Source organism: Nonomuraea rhizosphaerae, from assembly GCF_019396405.1.
In the GTDB taxonomy this organism is placed as follows: domain Bacteria; phylum Actinomycetota; class Actinomycetes; order Streptosporangiales; family Streptosporangiaceae; genus Nonomuraea; species Nonomuraea rhizosphaerae.
Genome location: NZ_JAHKRL010000069.1, coordinates 1 through 17,521 on the forward strand (window position 1 = coordinate 1; position 17,521 = coordinate 17,521).

At 68.0% G+C, this 17,521-nt stretch carries 16 protein-coding genes and 2 pseudogenes; 5 read left to right on the forward strand and 13 right to left on the reverse strand.

Annotated elements, in window-relative coordinates:
- Window positions 1-1,361 (forward strand): glycoside hydrolase family 3 C-terminal domain-containing protein (locus tag KME77_RS03150; protein WP_219461726.1); only part of this gene is annotated, 1,361 nt, incomplete at its 5' end.
- Window positions 1,358-2,374: a LacI family DNA-binding transcriptional regulator gene (locus KME77_RS03155; protein WP_219461729.1), complete on the forward strand. Its 1,017-nt coding sequence runs from the start codon at window positions 1,358-1,360 to the stop codon at window positions 2,372-2,374. The genes KME77_RS03150 and KME77_RS03155, both read left to right, overlap by 4 nt.
- A gap of 151 nt (window positions 2,375-2,525) precedes the next feature.
- On the opposite strand, the gene KME77_RS03160 is transcribed toward KME77_RS03155, so the two are convergent.
- Both KME77_RS03160 and KME77_RS03165 read right to left on the reverse strand, forming a co-directional pair.
- Entirely contained in the window at window positions 2,526-3,200 is a 675-nt protein-coding gene (locus KME77_RS03160) for a TetR/AcrR family transcriptional regulator (RefSeq protein ID WP_219461732.1), read from the reverse strand.
- Between the two features lie 63 nt (window positions 3,201-3,263).
- Window positions 3,264-4,457: a cytochrome P450 gene (locus tag KME77_RS03165; protein WP_219461748.1), complete on the reverse strand. Its 1,194-nt coding sequence runs from the start codon at window positions 4,455-4,457 to the stop codon at window positions 3,264-3,266.
- 181 nt (window positions 4,458-4,638) lie between these two features.
- Here KME77_RS03165 and KME77_RS03170 point away from each other — a divergent pair, with 181 nt between their 5' ends.
- Window positions 4,639-6,030 carry a glycoside hydrolase family 43 protein gene (locus KME77_RS03170; RefSeq protein WP_219461753.1) on the forward strand — a complete coding sequence of 464 codons (1,392 nt, stop codon included), beginning with the start codon at window positions 4,639-4,641 and terminating at the stop codon, window positions 6,028-6,030.
- Between the two features lie 298 nt (window positions 6,031-6,328).
- On the opposite strand, the gene KME77_RS03175 is transcribed toward KME77_RS03170, so the two are convergent.
- The 3 genes from KME77_RS03175 to KME77_RS03185 are packed head-to-tail and all read right to left on the reverse strand — an operon-like array spanning window position 6,329 to window position 8,210.
- Window positions 6,329-7,006, reverse strand: coding sequence for a 2'-5' RNA ligase family protein (locus KME77_RS03175; protein ID WP_219461755.1), 678 nt, complete (start codon window positions 7,004-7,006; stop codon window positions 6,329-6,331).
- 59 nt (window positions 7,007-7,065) lie between these two features.
- A complete protein-coding gene (locus KME77_RS03180) occupies window positions 7,066-7,224 on the reverse strand; it encodes a hypothetical protein (protein ID WP_219461757.1) in 159 nt (52 codons plus the stop codon).
- Window positions 7,221-8,210, reverse strand: coding sequence for a helix-turn-helix domain-containing protein (locus tag KME77_RS03185; protein WP_219461760.1), 990 nt, complete (start codon window positions 8,208-8,210; stop codon window positions 7,221-7,223). Before KME77_RS03185 ends, KME77_RS03180 begins: the two co-directional genes overlap by 4 nt.
- 387 nt (window positions 8,211-8,597) lie before the next feature.
- Here KME77_RS03185 and KME77_RS03190 point away from each other — a divergent pair, with 387 nt between their 5' ends.
- Window positions 8,598-8,870, forward strand: coding sequence for a hypothetical protein (locus KME77_RS03190; RefSeq protein WP_219461762.1), 273 nt, complete (start codon window positions 8,598-8,600; stop codon window positions 8,868-8,870).
- An 803-nt stretch (window positions 8,871-9,673) separates the two neighbouring features.
- Here KME77_RS03190 and KME77_RS03195 read toward each other — a convergent pair.
- The 4 genes and pseudogenes from KME77_RS03195 to KME77_RS03205 form a co-directional block, all read right to left on the reverse strand.
- Window positions 9,674-10,183: a hypothetical protein gene (locus KME77_RS03195; protein ID WP_219461783.1), complete on the reverse strand. Its 510-nt coding sequence runs from the start codon at window positions 10,181-10,183 to the stop codon at window positions 9,674-9,676.
- A gap of 52 nt (window positions 10,184-10,235) precedes the next feature.
- A complete protein-coding gene (locus KME77_RS03200) occupies window positions 10,236-11,054 on the reverse strand; it encodes a DUF899 family protein (RefSeq protein ID WP_219461767.1) in 819 nt (272 codons plus the stop codon).
- 146 nt (window positions 11,055-11,200) lie between these two features.
- Window positions 11,201-11,335, reverse strand: a pseudogene (locus KME77_RS30645) (hypothetical protein); the annotation flags it as partial.
- Between the two features lie 253 nt (window positions 11,336-11,588).
- A complete protein-coding gene (locus tag KME77_RS03205) occupies window positions 11,589-11,888 on the reverse strand; it encodes a hypothetical protein (RefSeq protein ID WP_219461770.1) in 300 nt (99 codons plus the stop codon).
- 304 nt (window positions 11,889-12,192) lie between these two features.
- Here KME77_RS03205 and KME77_RS30450 point away from each other — a divergent pair.
- Window positions 12,193-12,300, forward strand: a pseudogene (locus KME77_RS30450) (transposase); the annotation flags it as partial.
- Window positions 12,301-12,426: 126 nt separating this feature from the next.
- Here the strand turns inward: KME77_RS30450 and KME77_RS03215 are convergent.
- The 4 genes from KME77_RS03215 to KME77_RS03230 all read right to left on the reverse strand — a co-directional run.
- Entirely contained in the window at window positions 12,427-14,349 is a 1,923-nt protein-coding gene (locus tag KME77_RS03215; protein WP_219461774.1) for an Ig domain-containing protein, read from the reverse strand.
- Window positions 14,350-14,364: 15 nt separating this feature from the next.
- A complete protein-coding gene (locus KME77_RS03220; protein WP_219461777.1) occupies window positions 14,365-15,267 on the reverse strand; it encodes a carbohydrate ABC transporter permease in 903 nt (300 codons plus the stop codon).
- Window positions 15,264-16,145, reverse strand: a complete 882-nt coding sequence (locus tag KME77_RS03225; RefSeq protein ID WP_219461779.1) for a carbohydrate ABC transporter permease — start codon at window positions 16,143-16,145, stop codon at window positions 15,264-15,266. Before KME77_RS03225 ends, KME77_RS03220 begins: the two co-directional genes overlap by 4 nt.
- Before the next feature lie 64 nt (window positions 16,146-16,209).
- On the reverse strand, window positions 16,210-17,521 hold a 1,312-nt coding region (locus tag KME77_RS03230; protein ID WP_219461781.1), incomplete at its 5' end, for an extracellular solute-binding protein.

Consider the following 17,521-nt stretch of genomic DNA (forward strand, 5'->3'; position numbering starts at 1 on the left):
CCGCCACCTGGCTGACCATCGACGTCGTCGAGAGGGGCGCGGCCGCCCCCGCCAGGCTGGCGGCCGGCGCCGACGTGGCGGTCGTCGTGGTGGGCGACCACCCCCTCGTCAACGGCCGCGAGACCGAGGACCGCGCCGACCTGGCCCTCGCCCCCGCCCAGGACGCCGTCGTCCGCGCGGTGCGCGCCGCCAACCCGCGCACCGTCATGGTGATCACCAGCGGCTACCCTGTCACCTGGTCGGACCCCGATGTGCCCGCCGTCCTGTGGTCCTCCCACGGCGGCCAGGAGTACGGCCACGCGCTGGCCGACGTCCTGTTCGGCGACGCCGACCCCGAGGGGCGGCTCACCCAGACCTGGTACCGCTCGGCCAGCGAGCTGCCGGACCTGCTCGACTACGACATCATCGCCACCGACGCCACGTACCTCTACTATCGCGGCACCCCTCTCCACCCGTTCGGCCACGGCCTGAGCTACACGACCTTCGACTACTCCGACCTGGGCGTCATCGTCTCCGGGGATGGTGACAGCGGGACGGTGACCGCGACCGTGACCGTCACCAACACCGGATCGCGCCCCGGCTCCGAGGTGGTGCAGTTCTACACCCACCAGCGCCGCTCCCGGGTCAAGCAGCCGCTGCGCCGCCTGCGCGGGTTCGAGCGCGTACGGCTGGCCCCCGGCGAGAGCCGTACCGTGAGCCTGGCCTTCCCCGTGCGTGACCTGGCGTTCTGGGACGTCACGCGCGCCAGGTTCGTGGTGGAGGACGCGCCGCACCAGCTCATGGCCGGCCGCAGCGCCACCGATCTGCGGCTGAGCACGCCCTTCCACGTCGCGGGCGAGACCGTCCCCCCGAGGAGGGGCGCGCTGCCCGCCGTGGACCACGACGCCTACGACGCGGTCGCGTTCGTGGACGCCGCCAAGGTGGCGGGCGACGCCGTGCGCTCGGAGGCCGAGGGCGCGTGGATCCTGTTCAGGGACGTGGACCTCACCGGCGCGGACTCCTGCGTGATCGAGGCGGCGAGCACCGAGGGCGGCGTCGTCACGCTGCGCCTCGACGACCTCCTGCACGGCCCCACGCTGGGCGCGCTCCCCGTCCCGCCGGCCGACCGCCACACCCCCGCCGCCGTCGAGGGGGAACTTGCGGAAGTCTCAGGGGTGCACGATCTTTATGTCGTGTTCGAGAACGAGGGGATCACCCTGGGGCATTTGACCCTGACCGGCTCCGAGGAGCCCGCCGTGGCACGGGCCGGCGCGGCGCGCACCTTGGCGGCCACCGGCGGCCGGACCGCCCACGGGCAGCTCCCCGGCGCGCGGGGCCTCGCCTCCCTCGGCCACCCCCGCGTCGGCCGGTCCGGTACATGACGGCCGCGCACCCCGCGAGCGGCCGGGCCGTCACCATCGCCGAGGTGGCCCGGCACGCGGGCGTCGCCGTCAGCACGGTCTCGTACGTGCTCAGCGGCAAACGGGCGATCTCCGCCGACACCAGGCGGCGGGTGCTCGACAGCGTCCGCGCCCTCGGCTACCACCCGAACGCCGGAGCCCGCGCCCTGGCCAGCAAACGCGCCAACGTGATCGCCCTGGTGCTGCCGCTGCGCGCCGGGATGCACGTACCGGTGCTGATGCGCTTCGCCACCTCGGTCGTCACCGCCGCCCGCCACTTCGACCACGACGTGCTGCTGCTCACCGCCGACGAGGGCCCCGACGGCCTGCGCAGGGCGGCGGCCAGCGCGCTGGTGGACGGCCTGGTGCTCATGGACGTCGAGCTGGACGACCCCAGAGTGCCGCTGCTGCGCCAGCTCGCCGAGCCGAGCGTCCTGATCGGCTTCCCCGCCGACTCGGCCGGGGTGACGTGCGTGGACCTCGACTTCGCCGCCGCCGGCGCGCTCTGCGTACGCCACCTGGCCGAACGCGGCCACCGCGAGGTGGCGCTGCTGGGCGCGCCCTCCGTGGTGTACGAGCGCGGCACCGGTTTCGCCCGGCGCACCCTCGAAGGGTTCACCGCCGCACTGGAACGCCACGGGCTCGACGGGACGGCGCTGCCGTGCGAGGAGACGTTCGAGGAGGTGCACGCGACCGTCAGCGGCCTGCTGGCCGGCCGCCCCGCCCTGTCGGGCCTGGTGGTGCACAACGAGGCCGCCGTCAACCACGTCCTCAGCTCGCTGCGGCAGCTGGGCAGGAAGGTGCCGGAGGACCTGGCCGTGGTGGCGATCTGCCCGGACGACGTGGCCGAGCCGGCCCGCCTCACCTCCGTGCTGATCCCGGCCGAGGAGGTGGGCAGGGAGGCGGTCGGGCTGCTCATGGCCAAACTGGAGGGCCGCTCGGTCCCGGAGGCGACCTTGCTGGTGCCACGGCTGGCCGTACGCGCGAGCACCTGACCTCCCGGGACGGGCCGGCCACCGCGCTGACGCCCGGGAGCGTCTTCGCCCGGGAGCACCTTCGCCTGGGAGCGCCTTCGCCCGAAGCGGCGGAAGGCCCATGCGCCGAGCCGCAGGCGCGACGGCACAGAAGTCCGCGACGGCGGGTGGCTCAGCGCGGCCGCGGATCCTCAGCCGAGCACGCCCCCTCCGGCGGGCACGCCCCCTCAGCCGGGCGGCTCTCCGCCACCTGCCGGGGGAAGATCCGCTCGTCCGCCAGCCCCGGCAGCGGTTGCGGCGAGGGCCGGGTGCCGTCCAGCAGCAGCGCCAGGTAACGCCGCTGGTCCCCGTCGTCGGCCCCCATCCGTACGGTGGCCAGCGCCATCACCACGATCGCCGCGAGGTCGCGGACGAGCAGGTCCTCGCGGACGAGCCCGCGCTCGCGGGCGACGGCCAGCACGTCGCCGAGCGGCCCCATGAACCGCTCGGCGATGCCGACCTGGAACGCCCCCGCCTCCCTGGCGGCCGTCAGCAGCGCGCGGTGCGCGGCGAGGGTGTCGACGGTGGCCGCCAGCGCGTCGGTCAGCCCCTGGCGGGGGTCGGCGGCCTGGCGGGCGGCCTGGACGACCGGCTCGATCTCCTCGGCGAAGTAGGTCTCGAACGCGGCCCTGATCACGCTGTCACGGTCGCCGAAGCGCCGGTAGACGGTCGCGATGCCGACCCCGGCCCGGCGGGCGATCTCCTCCAGGGGCACGGCCGTGCCCGAATCGTGCAGGGCGACGATGGCGGCCCTGACGATCCGGTCGGAGTTGCGCAGGGCGTCCGCGCGACGACGCTGCTCTGGCACACGCGGAACGCTAGCAGCATCCACGCCGCACCCCTAAGGATCACACGAGCTGTGAGACCGGGCTCACCAGGTGACCTCCAGCGACGTGAGCCCGTACACCACGCTGAAGGACCGGAAGCTCGCCTCGGCGGGCACCGCCCGCAGCCCCGGGAAGCGCTGGAACAGCGCCGGGAAGGCGATTTTCATCTCCATCCGGGCCAGCGGCGCGCCGAGGCAGTGGTGGATGCCGTGCCCGAAGGCGACGTGGCCGGGCGCGCCGCGGCTGATGTCGAGCACGTCGGGCTCGTCGATGAAGGCGGGGTCCCGGTTGGCGGTCGGCAGCGCGACCATGACAGCATCGCCCTGCTTGATCGCCTGCCCGGCGATCTCGGTGTCGCGGGTGGCGACCCGGGCGATGCCCGAGTGGACGATGCTGAGCCAGCGCATCAGCTCCTCGACCGTGGCCTCGATCCGCTCCGGCTCCCGCCTGAGCAGGTCGAGCTGGTCCGGGTGCTGGAGGAGGGCGAGGGTGCCGAGGCCCAGCATGTTCGCGGTGGTCTCGTGGCCGGCGACGAGCAGCAGGTTGCCGATGCCGACCAGCTCGTCGTGCTCCAGGTCGTCGCCGTGCTCGCGCACGAGCATGCCCAGCAGCTCCTCGCCGGGGTCGGCCTTGATGCGGGTGACCAGGTCGGACATGTACGCGCGCGACTCCCGCTGGACCTTCATCCGCTCCTCGAACGGCAGCGACACGTCGATCAGCTTGGCCGTCCTGCTCTGGAACTCCTTGCGGTCGTCGTACGGGACGCCGAGCAGCTCGCAGATGACCAGTGACGGGATCGGCAGCGCGAACGACTGCACCAGGTCGGCGGGCGACCCCGCCTTCTCCATGGCGTCGAGGTGGTCCTCGACGATGTCCGTGATCCTGGGCTCCAGGCGGCGCATCCGCCGGAGGGTGAACTCCGGCGTGAGCAGCCTGCGCAGCCGCGTGTGCTCGGGCGGGTCGGCGGCCAGCAGGTTGCCCGCGCGCATCTCCTTGATCTGCTGGGGCGTGAGATTCGGCCCGGCGAGCTGGACGAAGTTCTGGCGGCTGTTGCTGAAGCGCTCGGTGTCGCTCAGGAGCGCCCGCACGTCGGCGTAGCGGGCTACCAGCCAGGCGTCGAGGCCGAACGGCGTGCTGATGCGGGTGATGCCGTCGCTCTCCCGCAGATCGCGCAGCTCGGGTGCCGGGTCGAAGCCGGCTCTGCGCATGTTCAGGGGCAGCGTCGCGAAGTCGCTCATGCCCTAAACGATAGCAACCTATCGGTTGACCGCAAGAGGATCACCGGAGTCAATAGGCGGCTGTGCGGCAGGCTTGACGATCTCTCTGCTATCGCTAACACTCACGCCGCCCGAGAAGTCGCGTTCTACGACGCAGACGGATGTTAACGCTAACCAAACAACCGCTAGCCCAGGGAGTGTCATGCGCAGACTGAGAGCCGTGGCTGCCGCCGCGGCCGCCGCCGTCGGCCTCGTCCTCGTCACCGCGGCCCCGGCCCCCGCGGCTGCCCCCATCACGACCGCCCTCTACACCGCCGACCCGGCCGCGCTCGTCGTCGGCGACACGCTGCACCTCTACACGGGACACGACGAGGCCCCCGCGGGCGGCACCAACTTCGTGATGCGCGACTGGCACGTGTTCACCTCCGGGGACGCGACCACCTGGACGGACCAGGGCGCGAAGCTGAAACTTTCAGACTTCCCGTGGGCGGGCGCGGACGCCTGGGCGGGCGAGGTCGAGGCGAAGGGCGGCAAGTACTACTGGTACGCCCCCGTCAACGGCAACGGCGCCGGCTGGATGGACATCGGCGTGGCCGTCGGCGACAGTCCGCTCGGCCCGTTCCACGACGCCAAGGGCGGCCCGCTGATCAGCGACAGCACCCCGAACTCCTCCCCGCTCAACATCGACCCCACCGTCTTCACCGACGACGACGGCCAGTCCTACATCTACTGGGGCTCCTACTACGGCCTGCGCGCCGCCAGGCTCGGCGCCGACATGATCAGCCTCAACGGCGCCGTGACCACCCCGAGCGGCGTGTCGAACTTCTGGGAGGCCCCCTGGATGTTCAAGCGCAACGGTGTCTACTACCTGGCCTACGCCGCCAACGACTCCGCCTGCTCCGCCCCCGGCTACGCCTGTATCCGCTACGCCACCGCGAGCAACCCGCTCGGCCCGTGGACGCACCGGGGCGTCGTGCTCGACCAGGTCAGCTCCACCACGAACCACCCGGCGATCATCGAGTTCAAGGGCCAGTGGTACATGGTTTACCACAACGCCGCCGCCCCCGGCGGGGGCAACTTCCGCCGCTCGGTCACCCTCGACAAGCTGTACTGGAACGCCGACGGCACCATGCAGAAGGTCGTCCAGACCACCGGCCCCACCACCGGCACGAACCTGGCACTCACCGCCACCGCCTCCACCTCGTACGTCTCCTCGGGGGAGACCCTCGGCGCGATCAAGGACGGCTTCACCCCCGCGAACTCCGCCGACCACAGCCACGGCGCGTACGGCAACTGGAACCACCAGGGGACGGAGTGGCTGGAGTACCAGTGGCCGTCCGCGCAGACCGTGAACCGGGTCGCGACGTACTGGTTCGACGACAACCAGGGCATCGACCTTCCGGCCTCCTGCAAGGTGCAGTACTGGAACGGGAGCGCGTACGTGGACGCGCCGGGGCAGTCGGGGTGCGGGGTCGCGGCCAACACCTTCAACACCACGACCTTCACGGCCGTATCGACCACCCGGCTGCGGCTGAGCATCACCTCCCGCAGCGGCTTCTCGACCGGCGTCCTGGAGTGGCAGGTGCCTCACTGACAAGCTCGGGCCTTCGCTGCTGGGGGCGCTATCGCGCAGGGACTCCGGGCTGCGCCCAGTGGGGGGCGCGCCCCCACACCCCCACAAAAGCATGGTCCTCGCTCCGCTCGGGCGTCCTCCCAAACGCAAGCGGCCCCTTGACCAGAGCGAGCCCCGACCTGCCTGACCGCAGAGAGTCTCTGGCCGGGCTTGACCGGAGCGGGACCACCGCGCGCGGGGCGGCGGCGAAGCGCAGACAGGCAAGCCCTGAGCCGGCCGGTTCTCACACGCGGCCCGTTGCACGTATGCCGGGTCTCATCTATCGTCCTGAGATCGGTACACGAGAGATTTCATGCCACACATAAGCGCGCCGGCATCGCTCAAGCAGGACGAGTGAGCTTTTCTCGACCGTGACGTCAACGAAGGGAAGAGCGCGTAAGTTCTCGACCGTTGCGATGACCCGCGCCGCCCGAATACCGGCGGAATTGCAATAAGCTATCGTCACGTGCGGATGCAAATCAGAATTCTTGGTGGGAGCCTCCGGATGGACGGAGAGCGTTGCCTCGCGGAGGGTGTCACGAAGATGCCTGATCGGCTCGCCGGGTGTGGCGCTGAACCCGAGTGCGCCGGGTGTGCCGCTCAGGGAGCCGATGGAAATGTCAAACGGTGAGACGTCCCTGCAAGCCTGTGTCGCGGAAGCTTCGATCGAACTTAGCTGATCCGGCGTCATATCTCCTTCGATTGCGATCCTGTCAAGAGTGAGATGCAGATCGTTCGTGGGAGTGAAGTCATGACAGGGGAAGGGGATCGCCCTCCGGCACCGCTCGACGAGGGATCGCAGTTGCGGTGACGTTTCGAACGTCAGGTACCAGTAATAGGTGCGCGGGGTGGCGGGGCGATCCCAGTGGTTGGTGAGATGTCGAAGCGTTCGAAAACGCTCGTGGACCCCGTCGGTGCCGGAAGAGTCGCGGACACTCGAATGGCTCGGTTTGCTCATCGGCATGCTTTCCGCTCGGAGATCGCATGAGGAACGTCGCTGAACCTGCCCGCTTCTCCCTATTGCCGAGTTGCTTGCCGAACAAATTCCGCGGCAAGCTGCTGGATCGATATGATCGGGCGATCCGCCGAGATGTCCAACGCATCGAGCACGATATCGCGCACGTGATCCAGGTCGGCTTCTTTGGAGGGGATCAGCGATGCCGCGTGATCTATCATGACGAGGGAACGACTCCACGTCGATCGGGTTTTTCGATGCCGGGCAGGGCCATGCTGACGTACTGCTGCGCCTTTTCCGGAATCCCGAGAGACACGTAGGCGGTCGCCGCATTGCTCGCTGTCTGGATCGCGCTGTAGCACTCGAACGAGATGCTGGAAGGAAGTCCTTGAGGAGCCTCGTTGCGCGACATGAGATCGTAGGCTTGATCGACTGCGCGGTGAACGCCCTCTGCATCTCCCAGCTTTCCGCGTGCCCGTGCCATGCAGTTGATGGTAAGCCGTACGCTCTGTGGACCAGAAGCCGCGTAGGTCAGGCCGTCCTCCGCCAGACGCAGTGCCTCGTCATAATTTCGAGCGTAGTACTCGCAGAAGCTTTGCAGGCCTCGCGCCCACGCCTGGAGGTCAGAAGTCTGTGCGAAGTCGCCAAGCTGGAAAGCTTCGGCGCAGTAGGCTCGTGCCAGCGGGAACCTGCCGCGTCCGACGGCGATGTAACCGAGTATGCCCGATGTCCCGCTCGCGATCTCGAACAGCTCCTGACGCTCTCGCGGATGGCTGCATTCATCGAGAAGGGTGTCCGCCAAGGTTCGCTGGCGGAGGAGAGCGGGAACGAGAGCCGAATGATCGAGATGATCGTACCGGAGTATGATCTCGCGAAGATTTCCTCTTAGCTGGCGAATGATTTCTGGGTCTACCGTTCTGTTCATCCTATGAATACGACTGAGCACGTCAGTGACATCCTCTGATGCCTCCGAGTTCGCAGGGCTGAGCACTACATGGTCCGGCGGTGGTGACAGAAGGGCCACCAGCTCGCTTCCGGCCCCGATTGCTCTGTCGAGTGCTGTCGCGATGGCCGAGCTGGGTCTGCGTCGTCCGTTCTCGAGATCAGAGATGTAGCTCTTGCCGACCTTGGCCAGACGAGCCAGCTCGCGGATAGACAAATCACCGCGTAGGCGTCGAAGTGCCTCGCCGAACGTTTCTGTGCTCATAAGGTGCTCCCTGCCATGTCCGCTGCTGCTGCGGACACCTTGCGGACAGTAAGCCTCTCGACCATGGCTTCTGATATCAGCAACATTATCTCCGTGGGCTGCTGTTTTCCGCCCCTGTTGTCATAAAGAGCGGCCCCGGCCGGTGCGCCAGCATCGGGATCCGTGGCCTTGATCAGGAATTGAGGCCTTGACACATGGAGAAGCTCGAAAGCATTCGGCTTCGCCGGTGGACGGGCCGGTCCTTGATTACCTTTCACGCCCCAAGGCAATGCATTCGGCGTACACCGCCCCAGCGTCCAGAAAGTGCATGAGATGACCAGAGGACAGGCCCCGTCAGATGTCGGGTCTGACGCATCGCGGGCCGCAGACGAGAATGTGCGTGAGCTCATGACGCAGGCAGCGCGCATGAGTGATTGGTCCGCCCGTCAACTGTCAGTGCTGCGCAATACCTACCCGGCGTGGGACATCGACCGCGAACGCGACTCTTCAGGGCAGGCGTGGTGGACGGCGCGACTGTGTCGGCAACTCACGGTTGAGATGGTGACGGCCGGGGTTGTGCGGACCGGCCGGCGGCCGGACCCGATCGCGCTGATGTCCGCCTTGGTCTGGCAGTCGCACCTCATTCACAGCGGAGAACGATCCGGCACCGGACCGCTGTGAACCGCTCCGGCCCGCCGGTCGCGCGAGGTGCTCCCGCCCAATCGCATTCTCTTCGGAGGACCAGGGGGAGTACACCTCTTGATCCACTGTCACGTGGCGTTGACGTGCAGTGGGGTGAGTAATCGCAGGGCAGACGGTTCGTCAGTATCGGCGTCATCTGCTGCCCGAACCGCCACCTTGCCCGTTCGGGCCGATTCGGCAACGCGCCGAACCACCTCATCATGAGCGGGCGCGACGTACCGCTTCCCAGATACCGCCGCCGCGCCATCGGAAGAGATCAGACATGGATCAATGGGAACCGTACAAGCCCAACGGCGCGCTGCTTCGCGTGGCGGAGGCGTCCTGCTGTGAAGAGTTCATCCTGTCGTCGGAAGGCGGAGAGTTCTTTGTACGGCGTCGCATCGATGACGGCAGTTGGCAGGAGGCCGCCAGAGGCGGCTACTACCTCGCTGTGAGGACTTGGACGGATCTTGCCGCGGATCACCGGCACTCACCGAAGCTCGCGTCATGATCGACAGCTGTCCGCCTTCTTCGTACCTGTAGTCCGGGATACGTGCTACGGGCTGCGTGTGCGCATTGGCCGGCTCCAGGCTCACCCGCCTGTGCCCCCTCCGCCCTGCGCGGGACGGTCTTGCTGCGGGTCGGACCCATGACACTCGCTGCGGTCATGCCCGGCCAGAGGCTCGCTCCGGTCAAGGGGCCGCTTGCGTTTGGACAGGCGCCCGAGTGTCAGCGAGGACCATGCTTTGGGGGTCTGGGGGCGCTGAGCCTGGCTCAGCGCCCCCAGCAACAATGACGACCCATTACAACGACAGTGCGGCCATGAAGGCCATGCTGGCGGCCATTCCGGCTGAGCACAGTTCGTGGCCGATTCCTGTCCGGTTGCCGTTCCGTTCGGGCAGGGTGCGGATGAGCCGGGCGCAGGTCCAGGCCAGGGCGATGAGCAGGGCGATGGTGGTCAGGGATCCGGTGGCGTGGGTGTGGCCGGACACTGGACCGTCGGGTGGGGGGCTGGTGGATGTCGTCAGTACCAGCAGGATGGCCATGATCACGAGGTCTTGGATGTGGTGGGCGTTGTGGGCGCGGCGGGAGGGGGTGCCGCACAGCCAGCCGGCGCTCAGCAGGGTGAGCACCGAGAGGGGCAGGAGCACGCCGCCCAGATGTCCGGCTGCCATGCCGAGCGCCATGACCAGGTGCGGCCATCTGCCGGCGGCGGGGGCGCCGGGGGTGGCGGTGGGGGTGAGGGGCAGCAGGGCCGGTGCGAGGGCCAGGATGCAGCCGGTCGTCACCCCTGCCGTGTGAAGGAGGGGCATGGCGCGCTCCTTGTCGTGGTCATCCGGCCGTGCGCCCGCGGGGCGGTTCTTGTCAGGGGGCGGCTGGTGGTTGGCCGTGCAGGGGGCAGGTGTCCGTGCTCGATTCGTCCGTCGCAGGGGCGAGGGTGTCGTCGTGGCCGGCGTGCAGGCGTGGCCATTGGGCGGCCGGTCGGCCGTTGAGCTGGAACTGGCCGCCTGTGGAGCCCCAGCGTTGCGGCCAGCCTTGGGGGGAGTCCTCCCAGTGCTCCTGGCGGCCGTAGACGGTGCGATCCAGCAGGCCGTAGGAGGGGGCCATGGCCTCGTTGCCGCGGCCGGTGGTCCAGTAGGTCTCATACACCTGCTCGCCGTCGCGCAGGTAGCAGGCCAGGATGCCGAAGTGGCGGTCGGCGATCAGCGGCTGCACCGACTCCGGAGGGACCGCGTACCAGGGCACGGGGTAGGCCATGAAGTCGCGGTAGCGTGCGGATTCCTCGTAGCTTCCTTCGGACAGGACCGCGTAGCTGACGTCTCGCGAGTGCAGGTAGGCCAGTTCGGTGACCTGGCTGCTGCTGAAGGTGCAGCCCTCGCACTGCTCGCCGGCCGGTCGGCCGTGATGCCACATGTGGTAGTAGGCGATCAGCTGTGAGCGGCCGGCGAACAACTCGATCAACGGCACCGCCCCGCCCGCCCCGATCAACGGCGTCCGGGGATCGACCGCGACCATCGGCAGACGACGACGGGCCGCGGCGATCGCATCCCCCTCACGGGTATGAGCCTTCTCCCGGGGCCGCAACCGATCCAGTTCGGCCTGGAACGCGGCACGATCAACGACCTCGGGCTTGGCCGCGTCACCGATCGGCGAAACGGAAAATTCGGTGAGCTGGCTGGTCATGGCGAAATCCTCTCGTGGACGGCTGCAGTCCAGTCTGTTCAGATTTCGCCAGGCCAACAGATGCATATGTCATCGAGCGGGCGATGAGTTCCGCGAAGGACACGGAGCCGTCAGCGGCTGACGACAGGCCCTGAGACGCTCGATGTTCACGGCGATGGCCGTAAGCACGTGCTGCAGGTGAGCTTTGGCTGTCCCCGGTAGCGGCAGCGTCGCATACCGTGTTTGTGAGCGAGCTCATTGACGGTGCCCTCCGCTGCGGAGCCAATTGCGTAGCGGGCTTGCCAGGCGGGCGTTTACTGCTCGGCCCGGGCGCGGATTCGCAGGTCGTGGAGTTCTCGCGGAGGCAAGCCCACTTTATCTTCCTGCCGAGAATGCGGATCGCGCGTCTACGTCCGTGATGCCGCTGTGAGATCGCTTGAATTTGTAGTGTTGCCATCGGTCGGCGGGCTTGGAATGAACAACGGGATCCCCCGACCGTCAAGATCGGGTGGATCCCGTCAACCTCAGTCGAACCATCTCAGGTGCGACTCACAATCACCCGTAGCTGGTCTCGTAGGAGTGGCCCATCCGGCTGCTGTACAGGCAGAAGGCATACGACCTCACCCCGATGTTCACCCAGCGGCCGTACCCCTTCAGGCCGTTTCCGCAGATGGCAACGGCCCGGACAGTGCCCGCGCCGCCCTTGCAGATGGCCGACGTGGCGTCGGGCGGCGTCACCTCGAGTTGGCTGCTGCAGTCAAGCGGCCGAGGCTCGGCGTGCGCGACGACCGGAGTCAGCGAGACGACCGCGACGGCGGCCGCCGAGGCCACCACGGACAAGATCTTCTTGTTCATGATCGGCACTATATCTAACCAACTCCACATTATTGCGACACAGAATACGAGAATCTTCTTGCGGTTATCGGATAGCTCTCGATAAAGGGGCTCGCTAAGATGCTCGCGCACTCGACCTTGGGGATGTCCGCAAAGCGTGAATATTTAATGCCTCCGGCAGTAATGCTTAGTGGCGGCGCTTGGTGAATTCACTGAGCGCGTACCGAGAAGCTTCTGGGGTCGGCGAAGTTGGTCATTCCCGAGGTGGTCAGGTGTCTCTACCGGTTCGCCCCGGTCCGCACTGGAGGTCGGAGAGCTCACCGCAGTGGAGAGCACCGTCAATGAGCTCGCTCACGGACACGGTATGCGACGCGGCCGCTACCGGGGACAGTCAAAGACTCATCCACAGCACGTGCTTGCGGCCATCGCCGTGAACATCGAGCCTCTCAGCGGCCTGTCGCCAGCCGACGACGCACCCCACCCCGGCCACCAACCGCGTTCCAGGACTTCCTCGGCCAACACACAATCTCCCGACAGGGTCAAGCTCGGAGGAGGAGAGTCAGGCGAACGCCTTCACCTCCAGCAGCCCCACGGACGCTTGTCCGCTCTGCAGAGCCACCCGCAACCGCGTGGTGGACACCTGTCCGAAGCTCACGTGGTTGTAGCCGTTGAGCGCGACCGGATACGTCCCAGGGATGTCCACGTACGCGCTCCCGTTCCAGTACTGCAGCTTCCAGGAGGCGGGCAGCCGCACCCCGCTCCCGTCGTCGAAGAAGTACACGTCCGCCGACGTGAGCGTCTGCGCCGACGGCCAGGTCAGTTCGGCCCACTGGGCGCCGGTGTTGGGCCAGGTGCCCCAGCGGCGGTTGACGGTGTCGTTGGAGCTGGGCGGGTCGATGCCGTCGTTGATCGCCGTGACGCTCTCCCCGGAGGAGGTGTAGGAGGCGGACGGGGTGGCGGCGCGGGCGAGGTTCACCGAGGACGCGCCGACCTGCAAGGAGAACGTCTTGGTGACCGGCGCGCTGCGCGCGTCGTAGTCCCGCAGTTGCACTGTGAAGGACGAGGTCCCGGCAGCGGACGGGGTGCCGCTGATGGTGCCGGTGAAGCGGTCGAGCGAGAGCCCGGCCGGCAGCGAGCCCGAGATCACCTGCCAGTCGTAGAACGGCACTCCGCCCTTGGCGGCCAGTGTCTGCTGGTACGCCTGGCCGGGCGCGGCCGCGGGCAGCGACGCGGTCGTGATGGACGGCTTGAGGAACGGGGTGAGGTTGCGGTTCAGCTTCCAGCCCGCGTTCTCGGCCACCAGCAGCGCCAGCTTGGTCAGCATCCAGCGGCGGGTGGGGAAGTAGTGCGTCCAGCCGCCGCTCTGGCCGCTGAGCCGGTCCCAGTTCCGCTGGTCGCCGGGGATGTGGTAGCTGCTGTCGAGCGGGACGGCGTACCCCATGTAGTCGACGACGTCGGGGTCGTTGCCGCCGCCCTGCACGTACGAGCGCATCCCGGCCCAGTCGCTGTGGTAGGCGACGGCGTGGCCGTACTCGTGCATGACCAGGCCGTGCACGTCGAGCACCGAGCCGGCGATGTCGGTGCGGTACCAGTCCTCGTCGGCCAGGGAGGTGAACAGCTGCTTGTTCGCCTCGTCGTACTCGAAGATCATCGCTGTCGAGCGGTGCAGCGGGCCGGCGAGCTGCTGGCCGCCGCGCGTGGAGTACTTGCCGTTGGCGGCGGGGTAGCCGGTGGAGTACGGGGTCTGGATGCCGCGGAAGAAGACGTACATGCCGGTGTAGGCGGCGTTGTTGGTGACGTTGACGGTGTTCTGCCAGTCGTTGCCGGGCAGGTGGTTGTTCTCGGCGCCGGCGGCCACCGTGTCGAACGGCTGCAGGTCGAAGAACCTGAACCAGTCCTTGACCGCCTCCTCGGCGGCCGTCCTGAAGGCCGCGTTGCCGAAGTAGCCGGTGATCGTGTCGAACCGGTAGTCGAAATTGAGCGGGATCGTCGGCTGGAGCGCGGTCCGCTCGTCCTGCTGGATCCTGATCGGCATCGACTGCTGCAGCGTCGCGCCGCTCGCGTCGCGGATCGCCAGCCGCAGCGTGTGCAGCTCGTCCTGCCCGGCGCCGCGCCTGGAGGCGATCTCCAGCTTGAACGGCTTCGACTCGCCGGCGTTCGCGAACGTCAGCGTCTTGGTGGCGCCGGTCGCGGTGAGTCGGCTGGGCAGGTCCATCATCAGCCGGGACGTGCCCTCGGCCTTCAGCTCGATCGTGACGGGGAACTGGGCGTCCTGCGGCGGCCTGACGGTGACCTGGACGTACGGGTTGGCCAGGTAGCCCTCCCAGTCCACGAGCTTGACGCCGTAGGCGTTGATCGTCCGCCCGAACATGTCCACGACCTGGGCGGGGGAGAAGGCGTACGAGAAGGCGGGCGCGGGCCGTACGCCGATGAGCACAGTGCTGATGAGGAGCAGGAGAGCCGCGACGGTTGATCGCCTCATGACACCAGACCTCTCTCAGTTCTTTATGCCGGTGAGCGTGACTCCCTCGATGAAGTAGCGCTGGAGGAAGAAGAACAGGGCCACGATCGGCGCGATGACGGCCGCCGACGCCGCCATCAGGTAGCCCCACTGCGTCAGGAACGTGCTCTGGAACGAGGCCAGCCCCAGCGAGAGCGTGTACTTCTCCTCGCTCTGCAGGTAGAGCAGCGGGCCGAGGAAGTCGTTCCAGGTGCCGATGAAGGTGAAGATGGTGACCACGACGATTGCGGGCTTGGAAAGCGGCATGACGACCGTCCAGTACACGCGCCACGGCGTCGCCCCGTCGATGTAGGCGGCCTCGTCCAGCTCGAACGGGATGGTCAGGAAGAACTGCCGCAGCAGGAAGACATTGAACACGCCGCCGCCCGCCCCGGCGAACCAGGCGGGCACGGTGAGCGGCACGAAGGTGTCCAGCGCGCCGAGCTCCTGCCACATGACGAACGTGGGGATGATCGTCACCGCGTACGGCAGCATGACGCCGCTGAGCAGCAGCGCGAACACCACGTTGCGGCCCCGCCAGCGCAGCCGGGAGAAGCTGAAGGCGGCCACCGAGCAGGTGAACACCGTCCCCAGCACGCACACGACCGCGATGATCACGGTGTTGACCAGGTACAGGCCGAACGGCAGCGCGGTGAGCGCCTCGCTGAAGTTCGACCACTGGAACGGGCTCGGGACCCACTCCGGCGGCGCCACGAACATCTGGCCGTCCTGCATGAGGGCGCTGCGCACCAGCCACACGAACGGCAGCAGCGTCGGGACCGCGCCCAGGAGCAGCGCGACGTACAGCAGGACCCGCCCGTACCGGCGTGGCCGGCGCAGCCCGCGGGTCGGAGCGACGCCCTTGGCGGGGGTCCTGGGGCGGGCGGTGAGGGTGGTCATCGGGCACCCGCCATCTCGTAGTAGACCCAGCGGCGGGCGTTGCGGAACATGAGGAACGTCACCACCATGATGATCATGAACAGCACCCAGGCGAGCGCGCTGGCGTAGCCCATCTCGCTCTCGGTGAAGGCCTTGCGGAACAGGTAGTAGACGTAGAAGAGGGTGGCGTGGTTGGGGCCGCCCTCGGTCATCACGTACGCCTGGTTGAACACCTGGAAGGTGCCGACCACGCCGACCACCAGGTTGTAGAAGATGGTCGGCGTCATCATCGGCAGCGTCACGTGCCAGAAGCGGCGCCACGGGCCGCCGCCGTCGATCGAGACCGCCTCGTACAGGTGGCGCGGCACGCCCTGCAGCCCGGCCAGGAAGATCACCATCGTGTTGCCGAAGCCCCACGTGCTCATGACGATCAGCGACGGGATCGCCATCTCCTCGCTGTAGACCCACTGCGAGGTGGGCAGGCCCGCCTGGCGCAGCATCGAGTTGAGCAGCCCGAAGTCGGGGTTGAAGATCCAGATCCAGAGCACCACGTTGGCGATGGCGGGCACCAGCGTGGGCAGGTAGAAGATCGTCCGCCAGACGGCCAGGCCGCGCGCCCGCTGGTTGAGCAGCATGGCGACGGCGAAGCTGACGATCAGCGTGAGCGGCACCGCGCCGAGCGTGTAGTACGTGGTGACGCCGAGCGACTTCCAGAACAGCTCGTCACCGGCCATGGTCCGGTAGTTGTCCAGGCCGGCGAACGCGGGCGTGCCGCCGATCTGCCAATCGGTCAGGCTGAAGACGAACGAGGCGATCATCGGGCCGACGGTGAAGATGACGAAGCCCAGGATCGCCGGGAGCGCCATCAGCAGTCCCCACCGCGTCTCGAACCTGCGCATCAGGACTCCCGTACGAACTGCTCGGACCAGCCCGTCAGAGCCCCGTGCCGCTCGGACCCGCCCATCACAGGTCCTGCGTGTGCTGCCAGCCCTGCAGCATGCCGGTGATCTTCGGCGCGGTGGCCTTGAGCACCTCCGCGGCGGGCCGCTTGCCCGACTCGATCTCCTGCAGCGCCGGGGTGAGCACGTCGGTGCTGATCGCCGACATGTTCCTGACCCGGTTGCGCAGGTCGGGGACGCCGTGGTCGCGGGCGTAGTCGACGACCGCGGTCCTGAACTCCGGCGGGTGCCCGGGGTTCTTGGTCCAGGAGTCGATGGCCGCCTGGTCCTCGTAGTACTTCTTCTCCTGCGGCATCCACAGGCCCTGCTTGTACAGGTCCACGTTGGCCGGGTCGATGTGGAAGGCGAACAGCTCGACGGCCTGCTCCACGTGCTTGGTGCCGGCGAACACCGACGACGCGCCCGCCACCTGCGTCGCGGTGAACGGCTCCCCGTACTTGGGCAGCACGCCGATGCCGTAGTCGACCTTGCTCTCGTTCATGTCCAGCAGCGACCAGTGGCCGTCCACGACCATGGCCACGCGCTTGGTCTTGAGCAGGATGTTGGTGCCCGGCACGTCGTCGCCGGTCGCGGCGAGCTGCCCGGGGCCGGGCATGACCCGGTGCTTGTAGACCAGGTCCTGCAGGTCCTGGAACACCTTGATCGCCTCCGGCGAGTCCAGCAGGCACTTCTTGCCGCTCTCGTCGGCGAAGTCGGCGCCGTTGCTGCGCAGGAAGCCGAGCCAGGCCGCCGCGTACGTGAAGCTGATCGAGACGCCGAACTGCCTGATCTGCTTGGGGTCGAAGCCCGTCTCGTCCGGGCGCTTGCCGTTCTGGTCGACGGTGAGCTTGTAGGCGTTCTCGACCAGCTGGTCCCACGTCCACGCGGAGGCGGCGTCGGCGGGCGGGGCGGCGATCCCGGCGTCCTTGAACGCCTGCTTGGCGTACCAGAGCAGCTCGATCTCGTTGGCCGTGGCCACGCCGTGCAGCTTGTCCTGGCCGTACCAGAGGTAGGCGTCCGGCAGGTACGTCGCCAGCTGCGGGTACTTCTTCAGGTACGGGAACAGGTTGACCAGCTTGCCCTGCTCGGCCAGGCGGTACGACATCGACATGGGCACGTAGCCGACGTCCGGCACCCGCCCGCCGGCCACCAGCGTGTTGAGCTTGACGTCGTACTCGTCCGGCGTGAACAGCGCCTTGACCTTGATGCCCTGCTTCTTCTGCTCGAACTGCCGCAGCATCTTCTCCACGGCCTTCTGCTCGAAGGTGGAGCCCCAGTACATGAACTGCAGCTGCGTGGCGGCGCTCGACCCGCCGCCCCCGCCCCACGCGGCGGCC